Source organism: Pseudomonas sp. NPDC089407, from assembly GCF_044900445.1.
GTDB lineage: Bacteria > Pseudomonadota > Gammaproteobacteria > Pseudomonadales > Pseudomonadaceae > Aquipseudomonas.
This window is the reverse complement of record NZ_JBJDNB010000056.1, coordinates 1-22,593: the sequence shown is the minus strand read 5'-3', so window position 1 is coordinate 22,593 and position 22,593 is coordinate 1. Positions and strand designations below refer to the sequence as shown.

The following is a 22,593-nucleotide window of genomic DNA, read 5'->3' as shown; positions in this document are numbered from 1 at the left end:
CCACGCCTACCAGTACTGCATCGAGTCGCTGGGCATGGATGAAGGCGAGATCTTCAACATGTACCACGAGATCCCGTCGGTCGCGAAGAAGGCAGCCTGGGGCCTGAAGTACACCCGCGCCATCTCTGACCCGGAGTTCAACACCGGTACTGTCGAAACCGACAAAGAGCTGCTGCGCAACCTGATCGCCTACTACTGCGTACTGGAAGGCATCTTCTTCTACTGCGGCTTCACCCAGATCCTGTCGATGGGCCGCCGCAACAAGATGACCGGCGTCGCCGAGCAGTTCCAGTACATCCTGCGTGACGAGTCGATGCACCTGAACTTCGGTATCGACGTGATCAACCAGATCAAGATCGAGAACCCGCACCTGTGGGACGCGGCGATGAAGGAAGAAGCGACCCAGATGATCCTGCAAGGGACCCAGCTGGAAATCGAATACGCCCGTGACACCATGCCACGCGGGGTATTGGGCATGAACGCAGCGATGATGGAGGACTACCTCAAGTTCATCGCCAACCGTCGCCTGACCCAGATTGGCCTGAAGGAAGAGTACCCGGGGACTACCAACCCGTTCCCATGGATGAGCGAGATCATGGACTTGAAGAAGGAGAAGAACTTCTTTGAGACGCGGGTGATTGAGTATCAGACGGGTGGGGCGTTGAGCTGGGACTGATTTGAAATTAAAAAAGCTGCCGAAAGGCAGCTTTTTTTTGAACACTATAAAAGATTTGCAGAAACATGACTAAGAAAATTCTAGACTGCCTGGCTGCCATTTCGTCTATTGCAACAGCGTTAACCCTAGGCCTTGCGCTTTACCAGCATAAAGATAAGCAAGATAGTGAAGAGATAGCACGCTGGCAAAAAAACATCATCTACAAAATCATCTCCGATCGCGACCTTGTTGACTTTAACACAATTAAATCTCGCTACATAACGGAAGCAACCCAATTACAAGCCTTCAATCTACCTAAGAAAGACATTCAGGATGAGAACTTACGCATCCAACTTCTTGAACTTCAAAAAGACAAACTAATATCTCTAACTTCTCATAAGCTATATAGAGTAGTCTCAGACGGGCCAAACTCACAGATGGCGGCCATGATCGATATGCTAAAAGTAGATACAGATCGTAGAAACATATTCTACATACAAAGGCCTGTAATTCTTCGGCTTATTGAGGCGAATCCTGGCCTTACTGCAACTAATTTATTTCAAAAAGCAAAAGACAACAAAATTGATATTAGCGAAGATGATTTCTACAATGTCCTTTTCAGCCTGAGAATAGACAGATTCGTTAATAAGAACGTTGAGGAAGGCCTTATGTCAACGTACGATTATGAACCCCCGATCAATTAATAGCTAAGTAAATCCGGACTCTCAAGGTGGAGCTCAGAGAAACCAAACGCAGTGAGCGTTATGTTCTTAGGAGATGACACTTAGACACTTAAGTTTGATCTCTACATTGGTTTAGTGTTCATCGTCGGCACGAATAGTAGGAGCGGCCTCAGGGTTTCCGCACAGATGCACAATTGCTGGGGCTGCTGCGCGCCCATCGCGACGCAAGGCCGCTCCTACAAGGGCCAGTGCTGGCCAGAAGAACCATGCAAGACCGTTGCTCTCCCCAACCGCATCTATTTCAAGCCATACGCTGTACCTGTGGGAGCTGGCTTGCCGGCGATGGGTCGCAAAGCGGCCCTAGTTTGTATGACCGGCTGGTATGCGGAGTTACCCGCGAATACCAGATAAGCCGGTGCCATATACCGCGTCGCATTCTTCGCGGGCGCGCCCGCTCCCACAGAAGTCGAGGCTACAGGTCACCCAGCGTCATTTTCATGCGCTGCGGGGAAGTGAGCCGATCATTTACCGTCGCGATAAAGCCTTCGTCCCCGTCGGCTATCTGGGCTAGCTCAAAGGGCAGCTTGCCCTGCTCTGCGACATATTGCAGGACCTGGTGGATGAGTTCGGAGGGGGTTATGCCTAGACGCTCTAGCTCTTTGTAGGCTCGGGCCATGAGATCGTCGTCTATGCGGAGGGTGATGGAAGATATGGATTGGCCCTCGGGTAAAGACGTTTGTCATTGCAGCACGCGGGTGGATTCTGAACGGGTGGTTGTGCCTTCCGAAAGTGATCAATGTTTCAATTTCCGTTGATCAGTTGGCGCAAATCGCTTTGAGGGCGCCCTCGCTGGGGCTCCGGAGCGGCCCAAACAATCTTACCGCCTGTGGCATCGCCGGGGCCGCTGTGCGGCCCTATCGCGACACAAGGCCGCTCCTACATGGGATCGCGTGTCTCGGGAGGTTTGCGTAGCAGTTGCCGGCAGGAATCTGCCAGGGCCTGAAACGGAAAAAGCGCAATGGGCGCTTTGATCGAAGGTTGGTAAAACAGGTCCGGAGACTGCTTCGGCTTATCGCCTCGGCCTACCTTGCGTGGGCGCCCAGAAGGTCCAGGGAGCGCTCGATCTCATACGGTCAGGCGCGCCGTAAATAAAGGGGCCCCGCCCACGCCGACAAGGGGGGTACGGCACCAACGAGGATGCCGGGACTGGACATGCCAGTCTACGTGGTCGAGGGCGAGGCCTGATTTGAAGATAGCGCAGGCGAGTGGCGGGGTCCACTGCTAGGTCAAATTGATTTGTAAATCATGTGTCCGGCTTTGCTGTAAATCAGTCGGTGGGGATGGCACCGGCTGTGCCGGTGTTCGCGGCGGTTCGACGCCTCGATGAACCCGCTCCCACAGGTTTGCATGCCTGCTATGTCATCGTATGTCTTTACAAAGTACGAGATAGAGCCGCTATACATCAATCTACGGGTGTGTAACCTGTAATCATTAGGCCATTATGCGTTGACAGCCCCTCTCTCCCTTGCTAATAATCGCCAAGAGTTGTACGACAACACATAACAAAAACAACAATCAGTGGACGAACCCATGTCGACACCCATCGCGCTACACCCACGTCTGTTGCACACCCCTCTTCCCACGGCCTGCTGGCGTACCCCCTCGAGTACCTAGCGCCCGGTTACCGCGCATTCACCGCTGGCCCTGACCGGCCCGTTACTTACCCGCCCCTGCCGCAGGCCGCTTGCGCGTGCCCGGTGGACGGGCTGCCATACCCTTCGGGAGCACAACAATAATGAAAATCTGCCACACCCTGCCCTTCGCCCTGCTTGGCGCCGGGGTTATCGCCGGCTTGCCGGGCACCAGCCTGGCTGCGGGTTTTGTCGAGGACAGCAAGGCCACTCTCGGCCTGCGCAACTTCTACATCAACCGCAACTTCACCAACCCCAGCAACCCGCAAAGCAAGGCCGAAGAATGGACGCAAAGCTTCATCCTCGATGCCCGTTCGGGGTTCACCGAAGGGCCGGTCGGCTTCGGTGTGGATGTGCTGGGGCTGTGGTCGGTCAAGCTGGATGGTGGTGGCGGTACCTACGGCACGGCATTGCTGCCGCGTCATGACGATGGCAAGCCTGCGGATGACTACGGGCGCCTGGCGGTGGCGGGCAAGGCGCGGATTTCCAAGACCGAGCTGAAGATCGGCGAGTGGATGCCGGTGCTGCCAATTCTGCGTTCGGACGACGGGCGTTCGCTGCCACAGACGTTCCGCGGCGGCCAGGTGACCTCCAACGAGATTGCCGGGCTGACGGTGTATGGCGGGCAGTTCCGCGGCAACAGCCCGCGCAACGACGCCAGCATGGAAGACATGAGCTACGGCGGTGGGGTGTCGGACCGTTTCAACTTTGTCGGTGGCGAGTACAAGTTCAACCAGGACCGTACGTTGGTCGGGCTGTGGAATGCGGTGCTGAAGGATGTGTACCAACAGCAGTACCTGCAACTGAGCCACAGCCAACCGGTGGGTGGCTGGACCCTGGGCGCCAACCTGGGTTACTTCCATGGCGATGACGACGGCTCCAAACGTGCCGGCGAGCTGGACAACAAGACCTACTCGGGGATGTTCTCGGCCAAGTACGGTGGCAGCACCTTCTGGGTCGGGCTGCAGAAGGTTGATGGCGATACCTGGATGCGGGTGAACGGCACCAGTGGCGGCACCTTGGCCAACGACAGCTACAACTCCAGCTTCGACAACGCCAACGAGCGCTCGTGGCAGGTGCGCCATGACTTTAACTTCGTCACCGTCGGGGTGCCGGGGCTGACCTTGATGAACCGCTATATCAGCGGGCGCGATGTGCACAGTGGCGTGGTGACTGATGGCAAGGAATGGGTGCGTGAAACCGAGCTTGCCTATGTGATTCAGAGCGGGGCGTTCAAGGATTTGAGTGTGAAGTGGCGCAATTCGTCGATTCGTCGGGACTACAGCAACAACGAGTTTGATGAGAACCGGTTGATCTTTAACTATCCGTTGTCGTTGCTGTAACCAAGAAGACTGGCTTGACCTGAAATTGGGGCCGCTTTGCGGCCCATCGCCGGCAAGCCAGCTCCCACACCAACCGCGATAATTCCAAGCCATGTGCAGTACCTGTGGGAGCTGGCTTGCCGGCGATGAGGCCAACAAAAGCCACACAAGCCTCATTGACAACCACCAGAACCACTGCCAATAATCACCAAAGTCATACGACAACCTACAACAATTAACAACAAGAGCCGGCCATGACCACTACCCCCCTCAATCGCCTGCTGCTCACCGGAGCCGCAGGCGGCCTGGGCAAGGTCCTTCGCGAACGCCTGCAAGGCTACGCCGAGGTCCTGCGCCTTTCCGACATCAGCCCCATGGCACCTGCTGCTGGCCCGCATGAAGAGGTCGTCACCTGCGACCTGGCCGACAAAGCTGCGGTACATGCCCTGGTCGAAGGCGTCGACGCCATCATCCACTTCGGCGGCGTGTCCACCGAACATGCCTTCGAAGACATCCTCGGCCCCAACATCTGCGGCGTGTTCCATGTCTACGAGGCGGCGCGCAAGCATGGGGTGAAGCGCATCATCTTCGCCAGCTCCAACCACACCATCGGCTTCTACCGCCAGCACGAGCGCATCGACGCCCACGCCCCGCGTCGCCCCGACAGCTACTACGGGCTGTCCAAATGCTACGGCGAGGATGTCGCCAGCTTCTACTTCGACCGCTACGGCATCGAGACCGTCAGCATCCGCATCGGCTCGTCGTTCCCGCAGCCACAGAACCCGCGCATGCTCTGCACCTGGCTGAGCTATGACGACCTGGTGCAACTGATCGAGCGCGGGCTGTTCACCCCCGACGTTGGCCACACCATCGTCTACGGCGCCTCCGACAACCGCACCGTGTGGTGGGACAACCGCCATGCCGAGCACCTCGGCTATGCACCCAAGGACAGCTCGGAACCCTTCCGCGCCGCCGTGGAAGCCCAGCCGGCGCCCGCCGCCGATGACCCGAGCATGGTCTATCAGGGCGGCGCCTTCGCCGTGGCCGGCCCGTTCAACTGACCCCACCACGCCGGGAGGCAAGGCCATGAACTGCGAACTGATCGCCGACGCCCGCAACGGCACCGGCGAAAGCCCCGTGTGGCACCCCAGCGAACAGGCCCTGTACTGGGTCGACATTCCCGCACGCCAGCTGCACCGCTGGCAGGCGGCCGATGGCACGCACCAGGTCTGGCAAGGTGACGAGATGCTTGCCTGTATCGCCCGTAGCGGCGACGGCTGGGTGGCGGGTATGGAAAGCGGCATTTTCCAGATACAGGCCAAGGCTGACGGCAGCCTGCACAGCCAACTGCTCAGCAGCGTGCAACATGCCCAGCCCGGCATGCGCTTCAACGATGGCCGCTGCGACCGCCAAGGCCGCTTCTGGGCCGGCACCATGCTGCTGGACATGCAGCAAGGCGCCCATGTCGGCGCGCTGTACCGGCATGACGGCGAAGGCCGTTTGCACCTGCAGCAAGACAGCATGATCGTGCCCAACGGCCTGGCCTTCAGCCCCGATGGCAAGCGCATGTACCTGTCCGACTCGCACCCCAACGTGCAGAAGGTCTGGGCCTTCGACTACGACACCGACAGCGGCACGCCGCACAACAAGCGGCTGTTCGTCGACATGCGCGGTTACCCCGGCCGCCCCGACGGCGCTGCCATCGATCAGGACGGCTGCTACTGGATCTGCGGCAACGACGCCGGGCAGGTCCACCGTTTCACCCCCGACGGCCGCCTCGACCGCTCGCTCAGCGTGCCGGTGAAAAAGCCGGCGATGTGCGCCTTCGGCGGCGCCAACCTCGACACCCTGTATGTCACCTCGATCCGCCCCGCGGGCATCGACCTCAGCGACCAGCCACTGGCAGGCGGGGTATTTGCCCTCGACCCTGGCACCCAGGGCCTGGAGGAACCTGTCTACCGGGGCTGAACCCCACTGCCAATACCACAACACTTTTTGCACGCCCGAAACCGGATAATAAAAACCACGGAGTTTCATCATGACGTTCAAACGCAAGCTGCTTCTTGCCGTACTCCCGTTCGCCTTCAGCGTGGCCATGCCCGCCTCGGCGCTGGACATCAAGTTCGCCGAAATCCACCCTGCCGGCTACCCGACCGTGGTCGCCGAACAGAACATGGGCAAAAAGCTGGAACAAGCCAGCAATGGCGAAATCACCTTCAAGATGTTCGCCGGCGGTGTGCTGGGCTCGGAGAAGGAAGTGATCGAGCAGGCGCAGATCGGCGCCGTGCAAATGACCCGCGTCAGCCTGGGGATCGTCGGCCCGGTGGTGCCGGATGTGAACGTGTTCAACATGCCGTTCGTGTTCCGCGACCATGACCACATGCGCAAGATCATCGACGGCGAGATCGGCCAGGAGATCCTCGACAAGATCACCAACTCCGACTTCAACCTGGTGGCCCTGGCCTGGATGGACGGCGGCTCGCGCAGCATCTACACCAAAAAGCCGGTGCGCAGCCTGGAAGACCTCAAGGGCATGAAGATTCGCGTGCAGGGCAACCCGCTGTTCATCGACATGATGAATGCCATGGGCGGCAACGGCATCGCCATGGACACCGGGGAAATCTTCAGCGCCCTGCAGACCGGGGTAATCGACGGTGCCGAGAACAACCCGCCGACCCTGCTTGAGCACAACCATTTCCAGAGCGCAAAGTACTACACCCTGACCGGCCACCTGATCCTGCCGGAGCCGGTGGTGATGTCCAGGACCACCTGGGACAAGCTCACCCCCGAGCAGCAAGTGCTGGTGAAGAAAGTCGCACGTGAAGCGCAGATGGAAGAGCGCGCGCTGTGGGATGCCAAGTCTGCTGCCAGCGAAGAGAAGCTCAAGGCCGCCGGTGTCGAGTTCATCACCGTCGACAAGAAGCCGTTCTACGACGCCACCGCATCGGTGCGCGAGAAATACGGCGCGCAGTACGCCGACCTGATGAAGCGCATCGACGCCGTCCAGTAAGCGCGGCCCTTTCCTGAACGACCTCGGCAGTGCGGCGCCCGCCGCCCTGCCGCTTTGGTGATGCCCATGAAAAACCTCTTTCTGCGTGCCAACGACACGCTGTACCGCGCCTGTATCTGGGTCGCCGGCCTGTCGATCCTGACCATGTCGCTGATCATCCCCTGGGGCATCTTCGCCCGCTACGTGCTCGGCACCGGCGCCAGCTGGCCGGAACCGGTCGCGATTCTGTTGATGGTGGTGTTCACCTTCGTCGGCGCCGCCGCCAGCTACCGCGCCGGTGCGCACATGGCGGTGGCGATGATCACCGACCGCCTGCCGCCGCTGCAGCGCCGGCTGGTGGCGCTGCTGGTGCAGGTATTGATGATTCTGGTGTGCGTGTTCATGACCTACTACGGCACCAAGCTGTGCATCACTACCTGGAACCAGTTTCTGGCCTCTCTGCCAGGTGTGCGGGTGGGCATGACTTATGCGCCGATCCCGGTCGGTGGCGTGCTGACCCTGGTGTTCGTGTTGGAGAAACTGCTGCTGGGCGACCAGAGCCACCGCAAGGTGGTGCGCTTCGACCAGCTGGAAGAAAGCGAAGGAGCGGCATAAATGGATGCGTTCATTCTGTTGGGCAGCTTCATTGTGCTCATTCTGCTGGGCATGCCGGTGGCCTACGCCCTGGGCCTGGCGGCGCTGGTCGGCGCCTGGTGGATCGACATCCCGCTGCAGGCGATGATGATCCAGGTGGCCAGTGGGATTAACAAGTTTTCGCTGCTGGCCATTCCGTTCTTCGTGCTGGCCGGCGCGATCATGGCCGAAGGCGGGATGTCACGACGGCTGGTGGCATTTGCCGGGGTGCTGGTGGGCTTCGTGCGTGGTGGGCTGTCGCTGGTCAACATCATGGCCTCGACGTTCTTCGGTGCGATTTCCGGCTCGTCGGTAGCCGACACCGCGTCGGTGGGTTCGGTGCTGATCCCGGAGATGGAGCGCAAGGGTTACCCGCGCGAGTTCTCTACCGCAGTCACCGTCAGCGGCTCGGTACAGGCACTGCTGACCCCGCCCAGCCACAACTCGGTGCTGTATTCGTTGGCGGCGGGCGGCACGGTATCGATTGCCTCGTTGTTCATGGCGGGGGTGATGCCCGGCTTGCTGCTGAGCGCGGTGATGATGGGCTTGTGCCTGATCTTCGCCAAGAAGCGCAACTACCCCAAGGGCGAAGTGATCCCGATGCGCCAGGCGCTGAAGATTGCCGGTGAAGCGCTGTGGGGCCTGATGGCCATGGTCATCATCCTGGGCGGCATCCTTTCGGGGGTGTTCACTGCAACTGAATCGGCGGCCGTGGCGGTGGTGTGGTCATTCTTCGTGACCATGTTCGTCTACCGCGACTACAAGTGGCGCGACCTGCCCAAGCTGATGCACCGCACGGTGCGCACCATCTCGATCGTGATGATCCTGATCGGCTTCGCCGCCAGCTTTGGCTACGTGATGACGCTGATGCAGATCCCGTCGAAGATCACCACGGCGTTCCTGACCCTGTCGGATAACCGCTACGTGATCCTGATGTGCATCAACTTCATGCTGTTGCTGCTGGGCACGGTAATGGACATGGCGCCGCTGATCCTGATCCTTACCCCGATCCTGCTGCCGGTGATTACCGGTATCGGCGTGGACCCGGTGCACTTTGGCATGATCATGCTGGTGAACCTGGGGATCGGGCTGATCACCCCGCCGGTGGGAGCGGTGTTGTTCGTCGGCTCGGCGATTGGCAAGGTGAGTATCGAGTCGACGGTGAAGGCGTTGCTGCCGTTCTACCTGGCGCTGTTCCTAGTGCTGATGGCGGTGACCTACATTCCGGCCATCTCGCTGTGGTTGCCTAGCGTGGTGCTGTAACTGCACTTGCGGTCCCTGTAGGAGCGGCCTTGTGTCGCGATGGGCCGCCAAGCGGCCCCAGGACTTCGGCGTTGATGCTGATAGTGCTGGGGCCGCTTTGCGGCCCGATCGCGACGCAAGGCCGCTCCTACAACGACCGCGAAGCGGCTGGAAAATCTACCTGCAAACGGATCCTGCACATGGCTGTCCCCTCCTCTGCTATCCCTCTGTTCCCACGCAAATTGGCCATCGCCCTGCTGGCGTTGCTGGCCTGCTCATTCGCCGGTAATCACATCGCCGCACGCATCGCCTTCGATGACGGCACCGGCGTACTGCTGGCCATTCTCTGCCGTTCGGGCATCACGTTCCTGGTCCTGGCCGGCCTGCTGCTGTGGCAACGCCAGGCGTTGGCCCTGCCCACCGGTACACGTCGCTGGCAGTTGTTACTTGGCCTGCTGATCGCCACCCAGAGCCTGTGCCTGTACTCGGCGGTGGCGCGCATTCCGGTGGCCCTGGCGCTGCTGGTGGGTAACACCTTCCCGATGCTGCTGGCACTGCTGACCTGGGCGCTGGGCGGTGCACGCCCCACCGGCCGCACCGTGTTGTTCATGGGCCTGATCCTGTGCGGCCTGGTTCTGGCGCTGGACGTGCCGGCACGCCTGGCCGACAGCAGCGGCGCCAACCCGCACTGGGCACTGGGTGTCAGCCTGGCCTTCGGCGCCGCCTGTGCCTTTGCCTGCGCCTTGTGGATCACCGACCACAAGCTGGCAGCCGTGCGCGGCCCTGTGCGCAGCTTGCTGACCCTGCTGATCGTGTTCTCCAGCATGCTGGTAGCCGGCTACAGTGGCGTCATGCCGTCCGGCTTGTCGCTGCCGGGCAGCAGCAGCGGCTGGGCGGCGCTGGCGAGCCTGGTGGTGCTGTATGGCCTGGCCTTCACCCTGCTGTTCGTCTGCGTGCCGCGGCTGAACATGGCACAGAACGCGCCGGTGATGAACGTGGAACCTATCGCGACCTTGCTGCTGGGTTGGGCCTTGCTCGACCAGCAGCTGGGTAGCCTGCAACTACTCGGCGGTGCCGTGGTGGTGTGCGGCATCGTGCTGCTCACTTACCGGCGCCCCGGCTGACGCTTTTCAAAGGAGCCTTGAATGGCTGTGACCGAACTGCACCTGCAAGACCGCTTGACCCGCCTGAGCCTGGCCCCGGCGCTGGGCGCCAGCCTGGTCAACTGGCAGGTGAAAGCGACCGGGCAGGCGCTGCTGCGCCACACCGATGCCGACGCCCTGGCCAGCGGCACACCGCGGCGCCTGGCTTGCTACCCGCTGGCCCCATGGTCCAATCGCATTGCCGAGGGCGGCTTTGCCCGGCCCGAGGGCTGGCAGGCACTGGCGCCGAACACCGGGCACGACCCTTACCCGATTCATGGCAGCGCCTGGCAGCAGGCCTGGCAAGTGGAGCATCACAGCGAACGCCGCGCACGGTTGACCCTGGCCAGTGCTGTGCCATTTGCCTACCAGGCCACGCTGGATGTGCACCTGCAGGAAGGCTGCCTGAACCTGGACCTGCATGTAACGCACCTGGATGAATCGGCCAACTGGTACGGGCTGGGGCTGCACCCTTACTTTCCGCGGTTCCCCGATACCAGGCTGTATGCGGCCGCCCGCAAGGTGTGGCTGGCCGAGGCCGGCCGATTGCCGTCGTATCAGGCCGAGGTGCCGGAGCAGTGGAAGTTTGAAACATTGGGCAACCTGCCAGAGACGGTGGTTGATCACGCCTTCAGTGGTTGGCCGGGCGAGTGTGTGATCGAACAGCCAGGGGCCGGGTATCGGTTGGCGTGCAGCGCCAGCGGGGCCGAGCACTTCTTGCTGTTCTGCCCGCAGGGGCAAGGGTTTTTCTGCTTTGAGCCGGTTAGCCACCCGGTCAATGCGCATCACCTGCCGGGGCGGCCGGGGTTGAGGCTGTTGCAGCGGGGGGAAGAGATGAGCCTTGGGTTCAGGATGCAGTATCGGGCGTTGTAACCGAGTTGCCTGTTACTGGGGCTGCTTTGCAGCCCATCGCGACACAAGGCCGCTCCTACAAAGGACCGCGCCAGCTCATGCCACGCGGTCCCCTGTAGGAGCGGCCTTGCGTCGCGATGGGCCGCAAAGCGGCCCCAAATTCTCACCCCTTACGCCAATGCCTCGCCAGCCCCCACCATCGGCTTGGCAGAAACATCCCCCCGCACCTCACGCGCCACCTTCCACACCAGCACCGCCGCGACGATATCGAACGCCGCCAGCACCACAAACAGCGGGCTATAGCCAATCTGCGTCACCAGCACCCCGAACACCAGGGTAAACGCCGCCGCCCCCAGGTAGCCGCACATGCCACCCATACCGGTCGCCGTCGCCACCTGGTCCTTGCTGAACGAGTCCGAGGTAATCGAGTACAGCGCCCCCGACAGCGTCTGGTGGGCAAAGCCACCAATGCACAGCAGCAAAATCGCCGTGTACGGGCTTTCCACCAACCCGATGCAGGCCGGGCCGATCATGCAGCTGGCACCGAACACCAGCACCATCTTGCGCGAAGTGAACAGCGACACCTTGAAGTAACGGTGGAACAGCGGGCTGAGATAACCGCCCAGCACACAGCCGATATCGGCCGCCAGGAATGGTAACCAGGCGAACATCGCCACTTCCTTGATGTTCATATGGCGCTCGGTCATCAGGTACAGCGGGATCCAGGCATTGAAGGTTTGCCAGGCCGGCTCGGAGAGGATCCGCGCCGAAGCGATGGCGTAGAAGTTACGGGTTTTGAAAATGCGTTTCCACGCGCCCTTCTCGCGGGCCTCCTGTTTGAAGTGCGCTTCCTGCCCGGCGAGGATGTAGTCGCGTTCTTCATCGCTGAGGCGCTTCTGGTCGCGTGGGTGTTTGTACAGCAGCATCCACAGCAGGGTCCAGACGATGCCGGAAACGCCAACGATCACGAAGGCCAACTGCCAGCCACTGTGCAGGATCGCCCATACCACCAGCGGCGGCGCCAGCAACGCGCCAAGCGACGAGCCGATGTTGAACCAGCCGATCGCCACCGAGCGCTCCTTGGCCGGGAACCACTCGGTGGTGGCTTTGACCCCGGCCGGCAGGCCGGCGGCCTCGGTCATGCCCAGCAGCCCGCGCATGAACGCCATGCTCTGCCAGCCGCTGGCCAGGGCCGCGCCGGCACAGGCCAGCGACCAGGCCATGGCGAACACGGCAAAGCCCAGCTTGGTGCCGATGAAGTCGATGAACCAGCCGGCAACCGGCTGCATGAGGGCGTAACAGATCTGCCAGGCGGCGACGATCTTGGCGTATTGCTCGGTACTGATGGAAAGGTCGGTCATCAGGGTGGGGGCAGCCACCGAGAGCGTGTTGCGGGCGAGGTAGTTGACGACGAGCCCAGCCGTGACAAGGCTGACCATCCACCAACGGATGCCTTTCATCTTCATGGTTCACCTGAATTTTTGTTTTTAGAGATGCGGGTGATTGGCGCAAAGGCCGGCAGAGGCCATTTGCGACAAATTGTTTCAGGCGAAAGAGTGCCACGACATAGGTCATCGTACAACATTTATTATTTCAGGATGTTTTTGCCTTTGTTGTACGACCTCAATCGAGCTGCTGAGCACGAAGTGTCTGCGCCAGCATGTCAATAAAAGCCCTAACCTTGGCTGAGCCGTATTTGCTCTCGCGGTGCAATACATGGATCGGCCAAGGCGCCTCTTCATAGTCGGCCAGGATTACCTGCAACTGCCCGCTGGCCAACTCATCTGCCACTTGGTACGACAGCAACCGGGCGATCCCCAGCCCGCCGCTGGCGGCTGCGATTGCCCCATCGTTGCTGGTTACCGTCAGCCGCGGTTTAATGCGCACCAGGGTCGGCTCATCGGTGACCCCGAAGCGCCAGCCGGCACGCGGCGACAGGTTGGTGGTACCGATCACTGCGTGGTCAGCCAGGTCCGACGGGTGCTTGGGCACGCCATGGCGCGCCAGGTACTCGGGCGAGGCACACAGCATGCGCCGCACCCTGCCCACGCGCAGCGCCTTCAACCCGGAATCGGGCAACGGGCCAATTCGCACGGCCACATCCATGCCCTCCTCGACCATGTTCACCACGCGGTCAAGGAAGTAGGCGCTGACATCGACTTCCGGGTAGTGCTGCAGGTAGCGGACGATGCACGGCATGACGAACTTCTTGCCGAACAGGATCGGCGCGGTCACCGCCAGCTCGCCCTTGGGGGTGGCGTTGATACCGGCGGCGGCTTCGTTGGCTTCGTGAATACTGGCGAGGATATGCCGGGTGTCTTCCAGGTAGCGGCCACCTGCCTCGGTCAGGCGCACGCTGCGGGTGGTGCGCAGCAGCAGCTTGACCCCGAGCTGGTCTTCCAGGGCGCTGACGGCGCGGGTGACGGCGGCCGGGGAGATGTCCAGGCGGCGCGCGGCGGCGGCGAAGCTTTCCAGTTCGCCGACAGCGACGAACACCTTCATCAGGTGGATCTGGTCCATGCGGGCTCCTGTCCTGGGGGCTATGAGGTGTCGGGATTATGTTTCATCTGAAGGTTTTGTGTTGCCTGTACAGGCCTCATCGCCGGCAAGCCAGCTCCCACAGGTATTACACAGGCTATGAAGGCTGCGGGATTCCTGTGGGAGCTGGCTTGCCGGCGATGAGGCCAGCACAGGTAACTCAGGCATCCAGCACCAACGCCTGCCCTCCCTCTTCCACCTTCGCCGGAACAGCACAGCAGATCAGCACCGACCCCGCCTCCGGCATCTCTGCCGGTGGATTGGGGTAATGCACCTGGCCGCTCACCAGCCGAGTCTTGCAGGTACCACACGAGCCGCCCCGGCAACTGAACTCCGGCGCCAGCCCGCACGCCTCGGCCAGTTCCAGCAGCGTGCCGCTACCGGGTGCCCAACGCGCTTCCTTGGCAGATGCGGAAAAATACACCGGCACGGGTTCATCGGCAGCGGGCGGCTGTTGCAGAATCGGCTGGTCAGTATCGGTGTGCCGCCGCAGGGTCGACGGGCCAAACGCCTCGGCGTGAATCCGCGCATCCGGCACATGTACCGCGCGCAGCCCTTCATACAGTTCCTGGGTAAAGCTACCCGGCCCGCACAGGTAGAAATCGTAGTCGTCCAGCGCCAGCGTTGCCTTGACCTGTTCAATGCCCAGCCGGCCGGCAAACTCATAATCACGACCGACCAGCGCTTGCTCTTCTGGCTGACTCAGGGCCCGGTGAACCTGCAGCAGATCGCCGGCCTTTTGCCGCAAGCTCGCCAGTTCCTGCTGGAACGGCAGGTCGGCCAGGCTGCGCGCGCCATGAAACAAATGAATGCGTCGCGCCGGCCCCGTGCTCACCTGCTCGCGCAGCATGGCCAGCAGCGGCGTAATGCCAACGCCTGCGCCGATCAACACCAGCGGCCGCGCGTTTTGCTGATCAAGCGTAAAGCTGCCCATGGGCGGCCGTACACTCAACACATCACCGGCCACAACGCACTCATGCAGATACCTCGAAGCCGGCCCCTGCGCTTTGACGCTGATGCGCAGGTAGCCATCGGCGGGTGCACTGGACAAGCTGTAGGTGCGGATCAGCGCTGCTTCGCCATCACGCGGCACCTGCACGGGAAGGTGCTGGCCTGGCAAAAAGGCCACGCGGCTACCTGCGGGTGGTTCGAGATAGAACGAGCGGATATCACGGCTTTCCTGCTCCACCCGCAGCACGCGCCAAGCCTGCCATTGCCGCTGTTGCAGGCGCTGCTGCAAGCGCACCTCGGCCTCGGCCCAGGTACCGGTGCTAAGGCTGGTCGGCGCGTACGCCTTGAAGGCCCAGCGCAGGGAAACCGCAGCCGGGCGCCACACCACCTGCTCAACCTGCAGGGTCCATAGCCGTTCAGCGCCTTCGAAGGCCTGAATGGCCGGGCTGTCCAGCAGCACCTCGGCACGCCCGTAAAGTTGCAGCACATTGCCGTTGCTGAAGTCGATGAACAGCAAGCCTGCCTGCGGGTTGACCAACAGGTTGCCCAGGGTGTTGAAGTGCAGGTTGCCAGCATAGTCGGGAATGGTCAGTCGATTGCCTTCGACCTTGACGAACCCGGGCCGTCCACCTCGGTGGGAAACGTCCACCGAGCGCTGACCGTTGTCATGTTCGACATAGCTGGCGACAAAGAAAGTATCGGCGGCCTCGATCATGCTGATGGCCATGGCATCGAGTGTTGTTACATCGACACGTGTCTGGCTGGGCTCAGCGACACGGGTGTAGTCACGCAGCTGAATGTATTGCGGGCAGTTGCCGAACGATTGCTCCACGGTTACCTGCAACTGGCCTTGTGCTGTCTGCTGGATCTGCCCGTTGATACGGTTGCGCCGTCGAGTGTGCAGCTCGATACCCAGCAGGCCGACCGCCTGCCTGGCGGCCAGCCCCGGGGTGGCGGGGTCGTCTGCAGCCAGCGTGGTATCGATCATCAGTTGCCGAGGGTTCGGCGAACTCACAAACCCTTCCGGCCCTTCCAGCAACGTCGCCCAAGGCCGGCCTTGGCTATCTACGCTGGCGGCCACCATGAATGGCAACTGATGATAAAAAATGCGGTGCTGGTCGGGCATGTAGTCACGAATGACCTTCTGCCCGAACGCCTCCATGCGCTCTGCTACACCGGCCTTTTCCTGCAAGCTTTTCTCGCCCGCATGCCAGGGCGAGGGGCGATGGTCCGGGGACTGTTGCATAGTGGCGTTCCTCGCGGTGGCGGGGTATCAGGCGCTGGTCTGCAGCCCGATCACGGTGCGTGGCATGGCTACGAAGCCCGGCAGTGCCTCGATTCGCGCCAGCCAGCTGCGCACGTTGGCATAGGGCTCCAGCGACACGTTGCCCTCTGGTGCGTGGGCGATGTATGAGTAGTTGGCGATGTCGGCGATGGTGGGCGTGCTGCCTGCCAGGAATGGCGTCTTGGCCAGTTCGGCGTCGATCACTTTGAGCAGGGTGTGGGCGCGGGCAATCACTTCGTCGGTGTTGAACGAAGCACCAAACACCGTGACCAGGCGCGCGGCGGCGGGGCCGAATGCCAGCGGGCCGGCGGCAACCGAGAGCCAGCGTTGCACGCGGGCGGCGGCGGCGGGTTCTTCAGGCAGCCAGTTGCCGTTATCGTACTTTTTCACCAGGTAGACGAGGATGGCGTTGGAGTCGGCAATCACCGTGCCGTTGTCGTCGATGACCGGGACCTGGCCGAACGGGTTGAGGGCAAGGAAGTCAGGCTGCTTATGCGCGCCTTTGGCCAAGTCGACAAACACCAGCTCGGTGGGCAGGTTCAGCAGCGAGAGCATCAGCTCAATGCGGTGGGCATGGCCAGACTTGGGGAAGTTGTAGAGCTTGATCGGGTTCGACATGGGCTTGGCTCCTGGTCAGCACCGGGGTGGGCTGATGGAGCACATGCTGCACTGGTTCGGCGGACAGCAGAATGCGTGCAGCGGGGAAACCATAATTTCGCCTGGAGCAATAATCGCACGTTCAGGGGGATGTCCGCTCCCGCAGGTACCGCGCCAGCTTCGAATACTGCGCCATCCCTGTGGGAGCGGGCGTGCCCGCGAAGAGGCCGCCAGCCTCAAGCAAATACCTGATCAATGCATGTGTTTGAAATACCGGAACAACCCACGCGCAGCCTCGATCACCTGCGGCACGCAGGCCTGGATATCCTCTTCACTCATCTGGTCCAGCAACTCGAAGTTATCCTCCAGCCCGTGCAGCGAAATGGCCTTGAGCAGTAGGTCCTGCTCTGCTGGCAATTCGCTCCAAGCGGCAACCTGGGTACCGCGCATGTAGCCGAAGCACCACTCTTCCATGACGATCACGGTGCCCTGCTCGCCTTCGCTTTCCTCGAACAGCGGCTCGAACTGGTCAACGTTGTCGTCCAACGCCTCTTTCACCTGGCTGGCATAACGCAGCATCAGCGCCACGTAGGCCTCTTCATGCGCTGGCTTCTTGAACTTCGGTACCTTGCCGCCAGCCACTGTGGGCAACCAGTGCTCCGGGGTGACAGTGGACGGCGAACTGGCCAGTGCAGTGAAAAAGCCATTGAGCTCGGCCAGGTTGAGCACCGAATAGTCATTGCCGTAGGTGATAAGCAGGTCTTCGAGGCGGTCGAGTTCTTTTTCGCTGAGAGCGGGGAGCATGGGTGGGGATCCTGGTGAGGCAAAAGTGTGTGCACCCTAGCACATGCAATTCACGATGGGCTGCCCGCGCATACAGCGACGCGGGCAGATTACTCACCAAGGTAACCATTTGTTCAGCAAATGCTGCCTGCCAGTTCCAATCAATAGCCACAACAGAATGCGACATTTGCGCGGGCATAATCGCCCCGCCATGTGCAACCCTTTGGCTTGCAGATCGATCTCGCCACCCGCAAAGTCGTAGGAGGCCGAGGCCGTTGGGCCACTGCCTGTTCGGGTGGCAACAATCACCGGCAAGACGGGGACAAGCTGGCCCAGCACGGTCGACCACGCTGCGGAAACGTGGCCCGCACCAAAGCCTGCGACGACCAGCCCCTGATAGCCCTGAGCAGCCACGCCCTGCAACAATGCCGTGTCGGCGTCCAGGCACGCTTCCAGCAATGCAACGCGATGCTCGATGTGGTGGGGTAATGGCAATACTTCTTTGCGGCCAGGCGGCAGCCTGTACACCACAACACCCTCCACAATATGCCCCAGGGGGCCGCAACCGGGTGATTCGAACGCGGCCAGCGCCAGGCTGGCAGCCTTGCGAACACTTGCTGCACGGTGGACCAGATCATTCATCACCACCAGTACACCACGCCCCCGGCTGCTGTGCGCCAGTGCAACCTGCGCCGCAGCCAGCAAGTTGGCCGGGCCGTCGCTACCCGGATGACTGGCCGCGCGCATGGCCCCCGTCATCACCAATGGCTCATCGAACGGCCAGAGCAAATCAAGGAAGTAGGCGGTTTCTTCCAGGGTATCCGTACCTTGCGTCAGGATCACCGCCTGCGCCCCCCGCTCTACTTCACCTCGAGCCCAGGCGAGCACGTCGAGCAGCGCCGCGAATCCCAGCGAGGCACTGGCTAGCATCCCCAGCGTGGCAACCTCAAGGCTGGCCATTTCACGCAACTGCGGCACCTTGGCCAACTGCTCATTACAGCCAAGCTCTGGCCGCACAGCTGATAGACCAGACCCCGCTTGCATACTGACCGTGCCCCCCAGGCTGGCGATCGCCAACCTCGGCATCGCTCCCTGCCTTTTCATAGGCCACCCCCGGCAAGCACACCGACCAGTGGCACGATAGCCAGCGTGCAGATGGCCATCGACATCACATTGCCAATATAGCCATGCATGTAGCCCGGCAAGCGCTGGGAAATCGCCGCCGCCAGCGGGGGAGCAACCAGCGCGCCCAGTACCGCACTGGTCACAACCACTTGCCAGTTGCCACCATGGGCAAGCACAGTGGCCGGAACGATCGAGACAATCGGAATGTAGGTGGGGTACCAGCTGCGCGCCCGCCATTGCTGTCGCCAGAACACCACACCGACCAGAGACGCCAAGAACTGCCCGGCGATCATTGGCATCAACAGTAACGAACCGTAAGCAGGTTCCTCAGGGGCCAACTGATAAGCCAACAACGCGCCCAGCAGCAGGCCGAGGCTTGCCAGCTCATTGCCAAAGAAAGGTGCTTCGCTGAAATCGGCCAGCACGCGTCGTAAGGTCCAGATCACGCCATAATCGGGCGGCACCGCAACCGGTTCGGCTACGCTAGACCTTTCGCTCGGCCGCCCCCATGAAGAAAAAAGCTTGCACAGTATGAACGCCAAAATACTCGCCAGCGCCATGCCGCTCACATTGCCGACCACCGCTGGCAGCTGCAGTGGATAGCACAGGTAATTCACCACAATCAGGCTTGCGGGCGTAACCAGCAATGCACCCAGCAGTGCACCGCTAATCGTCACCTGCCAACCCCCACCAAACAGCAGCACAAAGGCTGCCGGCAGCGAGACAAAAGCGACGAAGGTCGGTTGCCAGCTGCCAGCGGCCAATGTCCAGCCCCACACAAGCTTCAACCCTTCACGTTCAGCGAAGCCCGCGGCCAGGTAAACCTGGTGCTCCACGGCGAAGTCCGTCCAGGCTTGCAGGCTGCGCCCTTCCTCCAGCGTTTCGGCGTGAGCATAGGCCTCGGCACGGGATTGGAAGGTGTAGCCGGTGTTGGCCAGTTCGGGCAGCACGATCAGGTTGGCGCCATCACGCACGGCCCGCTCGGCCAGTACCAGACCTCTGCTTAAGTTGCCGTCGCAGTGCTTGAGCCCTACTTGAGGGTCGTACTGGATGACGGCGATGCGTACGGGGCTGACGGGGGTACGGTTATCAGACATGGCGACTTCCTTTTTATGGTTGTCATCGAAGGGCGCCAGTAAAACGGGGTTGGGCTTGGGTGTGACAGTCGGGCAGTTCCTATGGAGCCAAAGGACAAGAGATCTGATGCAGTAGGAAAATTCGCTCCAGAACGAACAGGTCCCGCTATTTCCCAATTTGATAATGCGGGTAGTGGTCCAGCGTGAACCCCAGCCAGATACAAGCCCGAACTGGCACCCACACTCGCGGTTGTACTTCATCAGGCTGACGGCATCGTAGTAGGTACCTGCCCGATATGCGCAGCCGAGTGCGTTACGATCCGTCATCCAACGCTGTATGCGAATGTTTCGGGTATCGATATAGGGCGATATAGGTTCAGCCACATTGCTGCAGCGCAGCAGAAACTGGCACGCCGCTACGCGCCAAGGTGACCAGTCAACAGCGGCTGGGAGCGTCGACCCGGCGATTCTCGACCCGGTTGCTGATATCAAGGATGTCGAGCTTGCCCCCTGATCGGGTAACGCGATGGATGGCACCGGCTTTTGCCGGTGTTCGCGGCTGAAGCCGCTCTCATAGAACAAACTCTAACTTTTTGATTTAGCGAAACTTGTGGGAGCGGGCTTGTCCCGCGAACACCGGCAAAGCCGGTGCCAGACACCGGGTTGCCTTCTTCGCGGGACAAGCCCGCTCCCACAATGGACATTGTTCTCTGCGAGACAGCGCAGCCCGGAAGGGCTGGGTGATCTCCTACAGGGATTGCGTCAACCTGACGCCAGCACAGTACCTGTGGGAGCGGGCGCGCCCGCGAAGAATCCAACGCGGTGCATGGCACCGGCTGCGCCGGTGTTCGCGGGCTCGCCCGCTCCCGCAGGGGAATCGGCGCCAGCCATTGCGGTTGGCGCCGGGCCTCAGGGTTTACACCGCCAGCGCGCGCTCGCGCAGCTCGCTGTTGAGGATGCGGTCGTTTTCGCTGTAATCGACCGGGCAGTCGATCACGTGCACGCCCGGGGTCTTGATGCAGTGCTCCAGCAGCGGCAGCAGGCCTTCGGCGCTTTCCACGCGGTGGCCGTTGGCACCGTAGGCTTCGGCGTATTTGACAAAGTCCGGGTTGCCGTAGTCCAGGCCGAAATCGGTGAAGCCCATGTTAGCCTGCTTCCAGCGGATCATGCCGTAGCCGTCGTCACGCAGGATCACCACGGTGATGTGCATGCCCAAACGGACTGCAGTTTCCAGCTCCTGGCTGTTCATCATGAAGCCGCCGTCACCGCACACCGAAATTACCGGGCGGTCCGGGTGCACCAGGTGCGCCGCCATGGCCGATGGCAGGCCAGCGCCCATGGTCGCCAGGGCGTTGTCCAGCAGCACGGTGTTCGGTTTGTGCGCCTTGTAGTTACGGGCAAACCAGATCTTGTAGATGCCATTGTCCAGGGCAACGATGCCTTCGGACGGCAGTACGCGACGGATGTCGGCCACCAGGCGCTGCGGGTAGACCGGGAAGCGGTTGTCGTCGGCGCCTTCAGCGATCTGCGCTTCGTTGGCTTCACGGATGGCCATCAGGCGAGTGAAGTCCCAGTGCGAAGTATCGGTCAGGGCTTCGCCGATCTGCCACACGGCGTTGGCGATGTCGCCGATTACTTCAACCTGTGGGAAGTAAACTGCGTCGACTTCGGCAGAGCGGAAGTTGATGTGGATGACTTCGGTGCCGCCACGGACCATGAAAAAGGGTGGCTTCTCGATTACGTCGTGGCCGATGTTGACGATCAGGTCGGCCGCTTCGACAGCGCGGTGTACGAAGTCACCGGACGACAGCGCAGCGTTGCCCAGGAAGCGCGGGTGGCGCTCGTCGACCACACCTTTACCCATCTGGGTGGTGATGAACGGGATACCGGTCTTGTCGATCAGCTGCTTGAGGACCTTGGCGGTCATCTTGCGGTTGGCACCGGCGCCGATCACCAGGATCGGGTTACGGGCGGCCAGCAGCTTCTCAACAGCAGCTTCAATGGCCACGTGCTCAGCCAGCGGGCGACGGTGCAAGCTGCGCGGGATCGGCAGCGCGTCGGTCTGCTCGGCGGCGATGTCTTCCGGCAGTTCCAGGTGAACGGCACCCGGCTTTTCTTCTTCAGCCAGGCGGAACGCTTCGCGCATACGGGCCGGGATATTGTCGGCCGAGGCGAACTGGTGGGTGTACTTGGTGATGGGGTCCATCATGCCGCACACGTCAATGATCTGGAAGCGGCCCTGCTTGGACTTCTTGATCGGCTTCTGCCCGGTGATCATCATCATCGGCATGCCGCCCAGGTAGGCGTAGGCGCTGGCGGTTACCAGGTTGGTCGCGCCGGGGCCGAGGGTCGACAGGCTGACGCCGGTCTTGCCGGTCAGGCGACCGTAGGTGGCAGCCATGAAACCTGCAGACTGCTCGTGACGGGTCAGTACCAGCTTGATCTTCGACTTGCGCAGGGATTCGAGCAGGTCGAGGTTTTCTTCACCGGGAATGCCGAACACATATTCGACACCTTCGTTTTCCAGGCATTGCACAACGACATCGGCGGCCTTGGCCATCTTGCTTGCTACCTCAAGTGATGGGACGGTGGAAGTCCAGAAATGCGCAGCACGGTACGCTGGCATCGCTTGGCACGGGGGCAGGAATGCCCCGAACCAAAGTCTTGACGTAGGGTGAGTGCGGGAAAGTCACGTTCATGTGATGGGAATATTGTCGCAGCCGGAGCGCTTCGCAATCCGTGTAGGAGCGGCCTTGTGTCGCGATCGGGCGCGCAGCGGCCGTAAGGCAGGCGCCGCGGTTTATCTGGGAGATCGGGGATGCAGGTTTGGCGGCCGCTGCGCGGCCGATCGCGACGCAAGGCCGCTCCTACAGGGGACCGCGTGAGGCAGGGACTTTTTGAGGGCCCACAAAGACAAAACCCCTACCTGCATGTGCAGATAGGGGTTTTGCGAAATGAATCTTGACGATGACCTACTCTCACATGGGGAAACCCCACACTACCATCGGCGATGCATCGTTTCACTGCTG

The 22,593-nt window shown here is 61.3% G+C and carries 19 protein-coding genes; 10 read left to right on the top strand and 9 right to left on the bottom strand.

The window, feature by feature from the left end; translation table 11 throughout:
• Both ACI2KG_RS28330 and ACI2KG_RS28325 read left to right on the top strand, forming a co-directional pair.
• Positions 1-676 (top strand): ribonucleotide-diphosphate reductase subunit beta (locus ACI2KG_RS28330; RefSeq protein WP_400635305.1); only part of this gene is annotated, 676 nt, incomplete at its 5' end.
• A gap of 65 nt (positions 677-741) precedes the next feature.
• Entirely contained in the window at positions 742-1,359 is a 618-nt protein-coding gene (locus ACI2KG_RS28325) for a hypothetical protein (RefSeq protein ID WP_404664166.1), read from the top strand.
• 451 nt (positions 1,360-1,810) lie between these two features.
• On the opposite strand, the gene ACI2KG_RS28320 is transcribed toward ACI2KG_RS28325, so the two are convergent.
• Positions 1,811-2,050, bottom strand: coding sequence for a type II toxin-antitoxin system RelB/DinJ family antitoxin (locus ACI2KG_RS28320; protein ID WP_404664167.1), 240 nt, complete (start codon positions 2,048-2,050; stop codon positions 1,811-1,813).
• A gap of 1,083 nt (positions 2,051-3,133) precedes the next feature.
• On the opposite strand from ACI2KG_RS28320, the gene ACI2KG_RS28315 reads away from it, so the two are divergent.
• The 8 genes from ACI2KG_RS28315 to ACI2KG_RS28280 all read left to right on the top strand — a co-directional run bounded on the left by ACI2KG_RS28315 (position 3,134) and on the right by ACI2KG_RS28280 (position 11,230).
• Entirely contained in the window at positions 3,134-4,372 is a 1,239-nt protein-coding gene (locus ACI2KG_RS28315) for an OprD family porin (protein WP_404664165.1), read from the top strand.
• 233 nt (positions 4,373-4,605) lie between these two features.
• Positions 4,606-5,412 carry an NAD-dependent epimerase/dehydratase family protein gene (locus ACI2KG_RS28310; protein ID WP_404664164.1) on the top strand — a complete coding sequence of 269 codons (807 nt, stop codon included), beginning with the start codon at positions 4,606-4,608 and terminating at the stop codon, positions 5,410-5,412.
• Between the two features lie 25 nt (positions 5,413-5,437).
• Positions 5,438-6,319, top strand: coding sequence for an SMP-30/gluconolactonase/LRE family protein (locus ACI2KG_RS28305; protein ID WP_404664163.1), 882 nt, complete (start codon positions 5,438-5,440; stop codon positions 6,317-6,319).
• A gap of 70 nt (positions 6,320-6,389) precedes the next feature.
• Positions 6,390-7,361, top strand: coding sequence for a TRAP transporter substrate-binding protein (locus tag ACI2KG_RS28300; protein WP_404664162.1), 972 nt, complete (start codon positions 6,390-6,392; stop codon positions 7,359-7,361).
• A 66-nt stretch (positions 7,362-7,427) separates the two neighbouring features.
• Entirely contained in the window at positions 7,428-7,955 is a 528-nt protein-coding gene (locus ACI2KG_RS28295; protein ID WP_400613289.1) for a TRAP transporter small permease, read from the top strand.
• Positions 7,956-9,236, top strand: a complete 1,281-nt coding sequence (locus tag ACI2KG_RS28290) for a TRAP transporter large permease (protein ID WP_404664161.1) — start codon at positions 7,956-7,958, stop codon at positions 9,234-9,236.
• A gap of 179 nt (positions 9,237-9,415) precedes the next feature.
• On the top strand, positions 9,416-10,339 hold the full coding sequence (locus tag ACI2KG_RS28285) for an EamA family transporter (RefSeq protein WP_404664160.1): 924 nt from the start codon (positions 9,416-9,418) through the stop codon (positions 10,337-10,339).
• A gap of 21 nt (positions 10,340-10,360) precedes the next feature.
• Complete coding sequence (locus ACI2KG_RS28280) at positions 10,361-11,230, top strand: aldose 1-epimerase (protein ID WP_404664159.1); 870 nt, start codon at positions 10,361-10,363, stop codon at positions 11,228-11,230.
• Positions 11,231-11,379: 149 nt separating this feature from the next.
• Here ACI2KG_RS28280 and ACI2KG_RS28275 read toward each other — a convergent pair whose 3' ends face one another.
• The 8 genes from ACI2KG_RS28275 to ACI2KG_RS28240 all read right to left on the bottom strand — a co-directional run bounded on the left by ACI2KG_RS28275 (position 11,380) and on the right by ACI2KG_RS28240 (position 22,124).
• A complete protein-coding gene (locus ACI2KG_RS28275) occupies positions 11,380-12,675 on the bottom strand; it encodes an MFS transporter (RefSeq protein WP_404664158.1) in 1,296 nt (431 codons plus the stop codon).
• A gap of 157 nt (positions 12,676-12,832) precedes the next feature.
• Complete coding sequence (locus tag ACI2KG_RS28270; protein ID WP_404664157.1) at positions 12,833-13,729, bottom strand: LysR family transcriptional regulator; 897 nt, start codon at positions 13,727-13,729, stop codon at positions 12,833-12,835.
• A gap of 178 nt (positions 13,730-13,907) precedes the next feature.
• Positions 13,908-15,944 (bottom strand): pyridoxamine 5'-phosphate oxidase family protein, encoded by a 2,037-nt coding sequence (locus ACI2KG_RS28265; RefSeq protein ID WP_404664156.1) that lies wholly within the window; start codon positions 15,942-15,944, stop codon positions 13,908-13,910.
• A gap of 27 nt (positions 15,945-15,971) precedes the next feature.
• Entirely contained in the window at positions 15,972-16,601 is a 630-nt protein-coding gene (locus ACI2KG_RS28260) for a glutathione S-transferase family protein (protein ID WP_404664155.1), read from the bottom strand.
• A 231-nt stretch (positions 16,602-16,832) separates the two neighbouring features.
• The gene (locus tag ACI2KG_RS28255) at positions 16,833-17,384 is read right to left on the bottom strand and encodes a UPF0149 family protein (protein WP_404664154.1); all 552 of its coding nucleotides are present in this window, start codon (positions 17,382-17,384) and stop codon (positions 16,833-16,835) included.
• 93 nt (positions 17,385-17,477) lie between these two features.
• Entirely contained in the window at positions 17,478-18,467 is a 990-nt protein-coding gene (locus ACI2KG_RS28250; protein WP_404664153.1) for an asparaginase, read from the bottom strand.
• Complete coding sequence (locus ACI2KG_RS28245) at positions 18,464-19,585, bottom strand: nitrilase-related carbon-nitrogen hydrolase (protein WP_404664152.1); 1,122 nt, start codon at positions 19,583-19,585, stop codon at positions 18,464-18,466. Before ACI2KG_RS28245 ends, ACI2KG_RS28250 begins: the two co-directional genes overlap by 4 nt.
• Positions 19,586-20,480: 895 nt before the next feature.
• The gene (locus ACI2KG_RS28240; RefSeq protein WP_404664151.1) at positions 20,481-22,124 is read right to left on the bottom strand and encodes an acetolactate synthase large subunit; all 1,644 of its coding nucleotides are present in this window, start codon (positions 22,122-22,124) and stop codon (positions 20,481-20,483) included.
• Positions 22,125-22,593 lie beyond the last annotated feature (469 nt).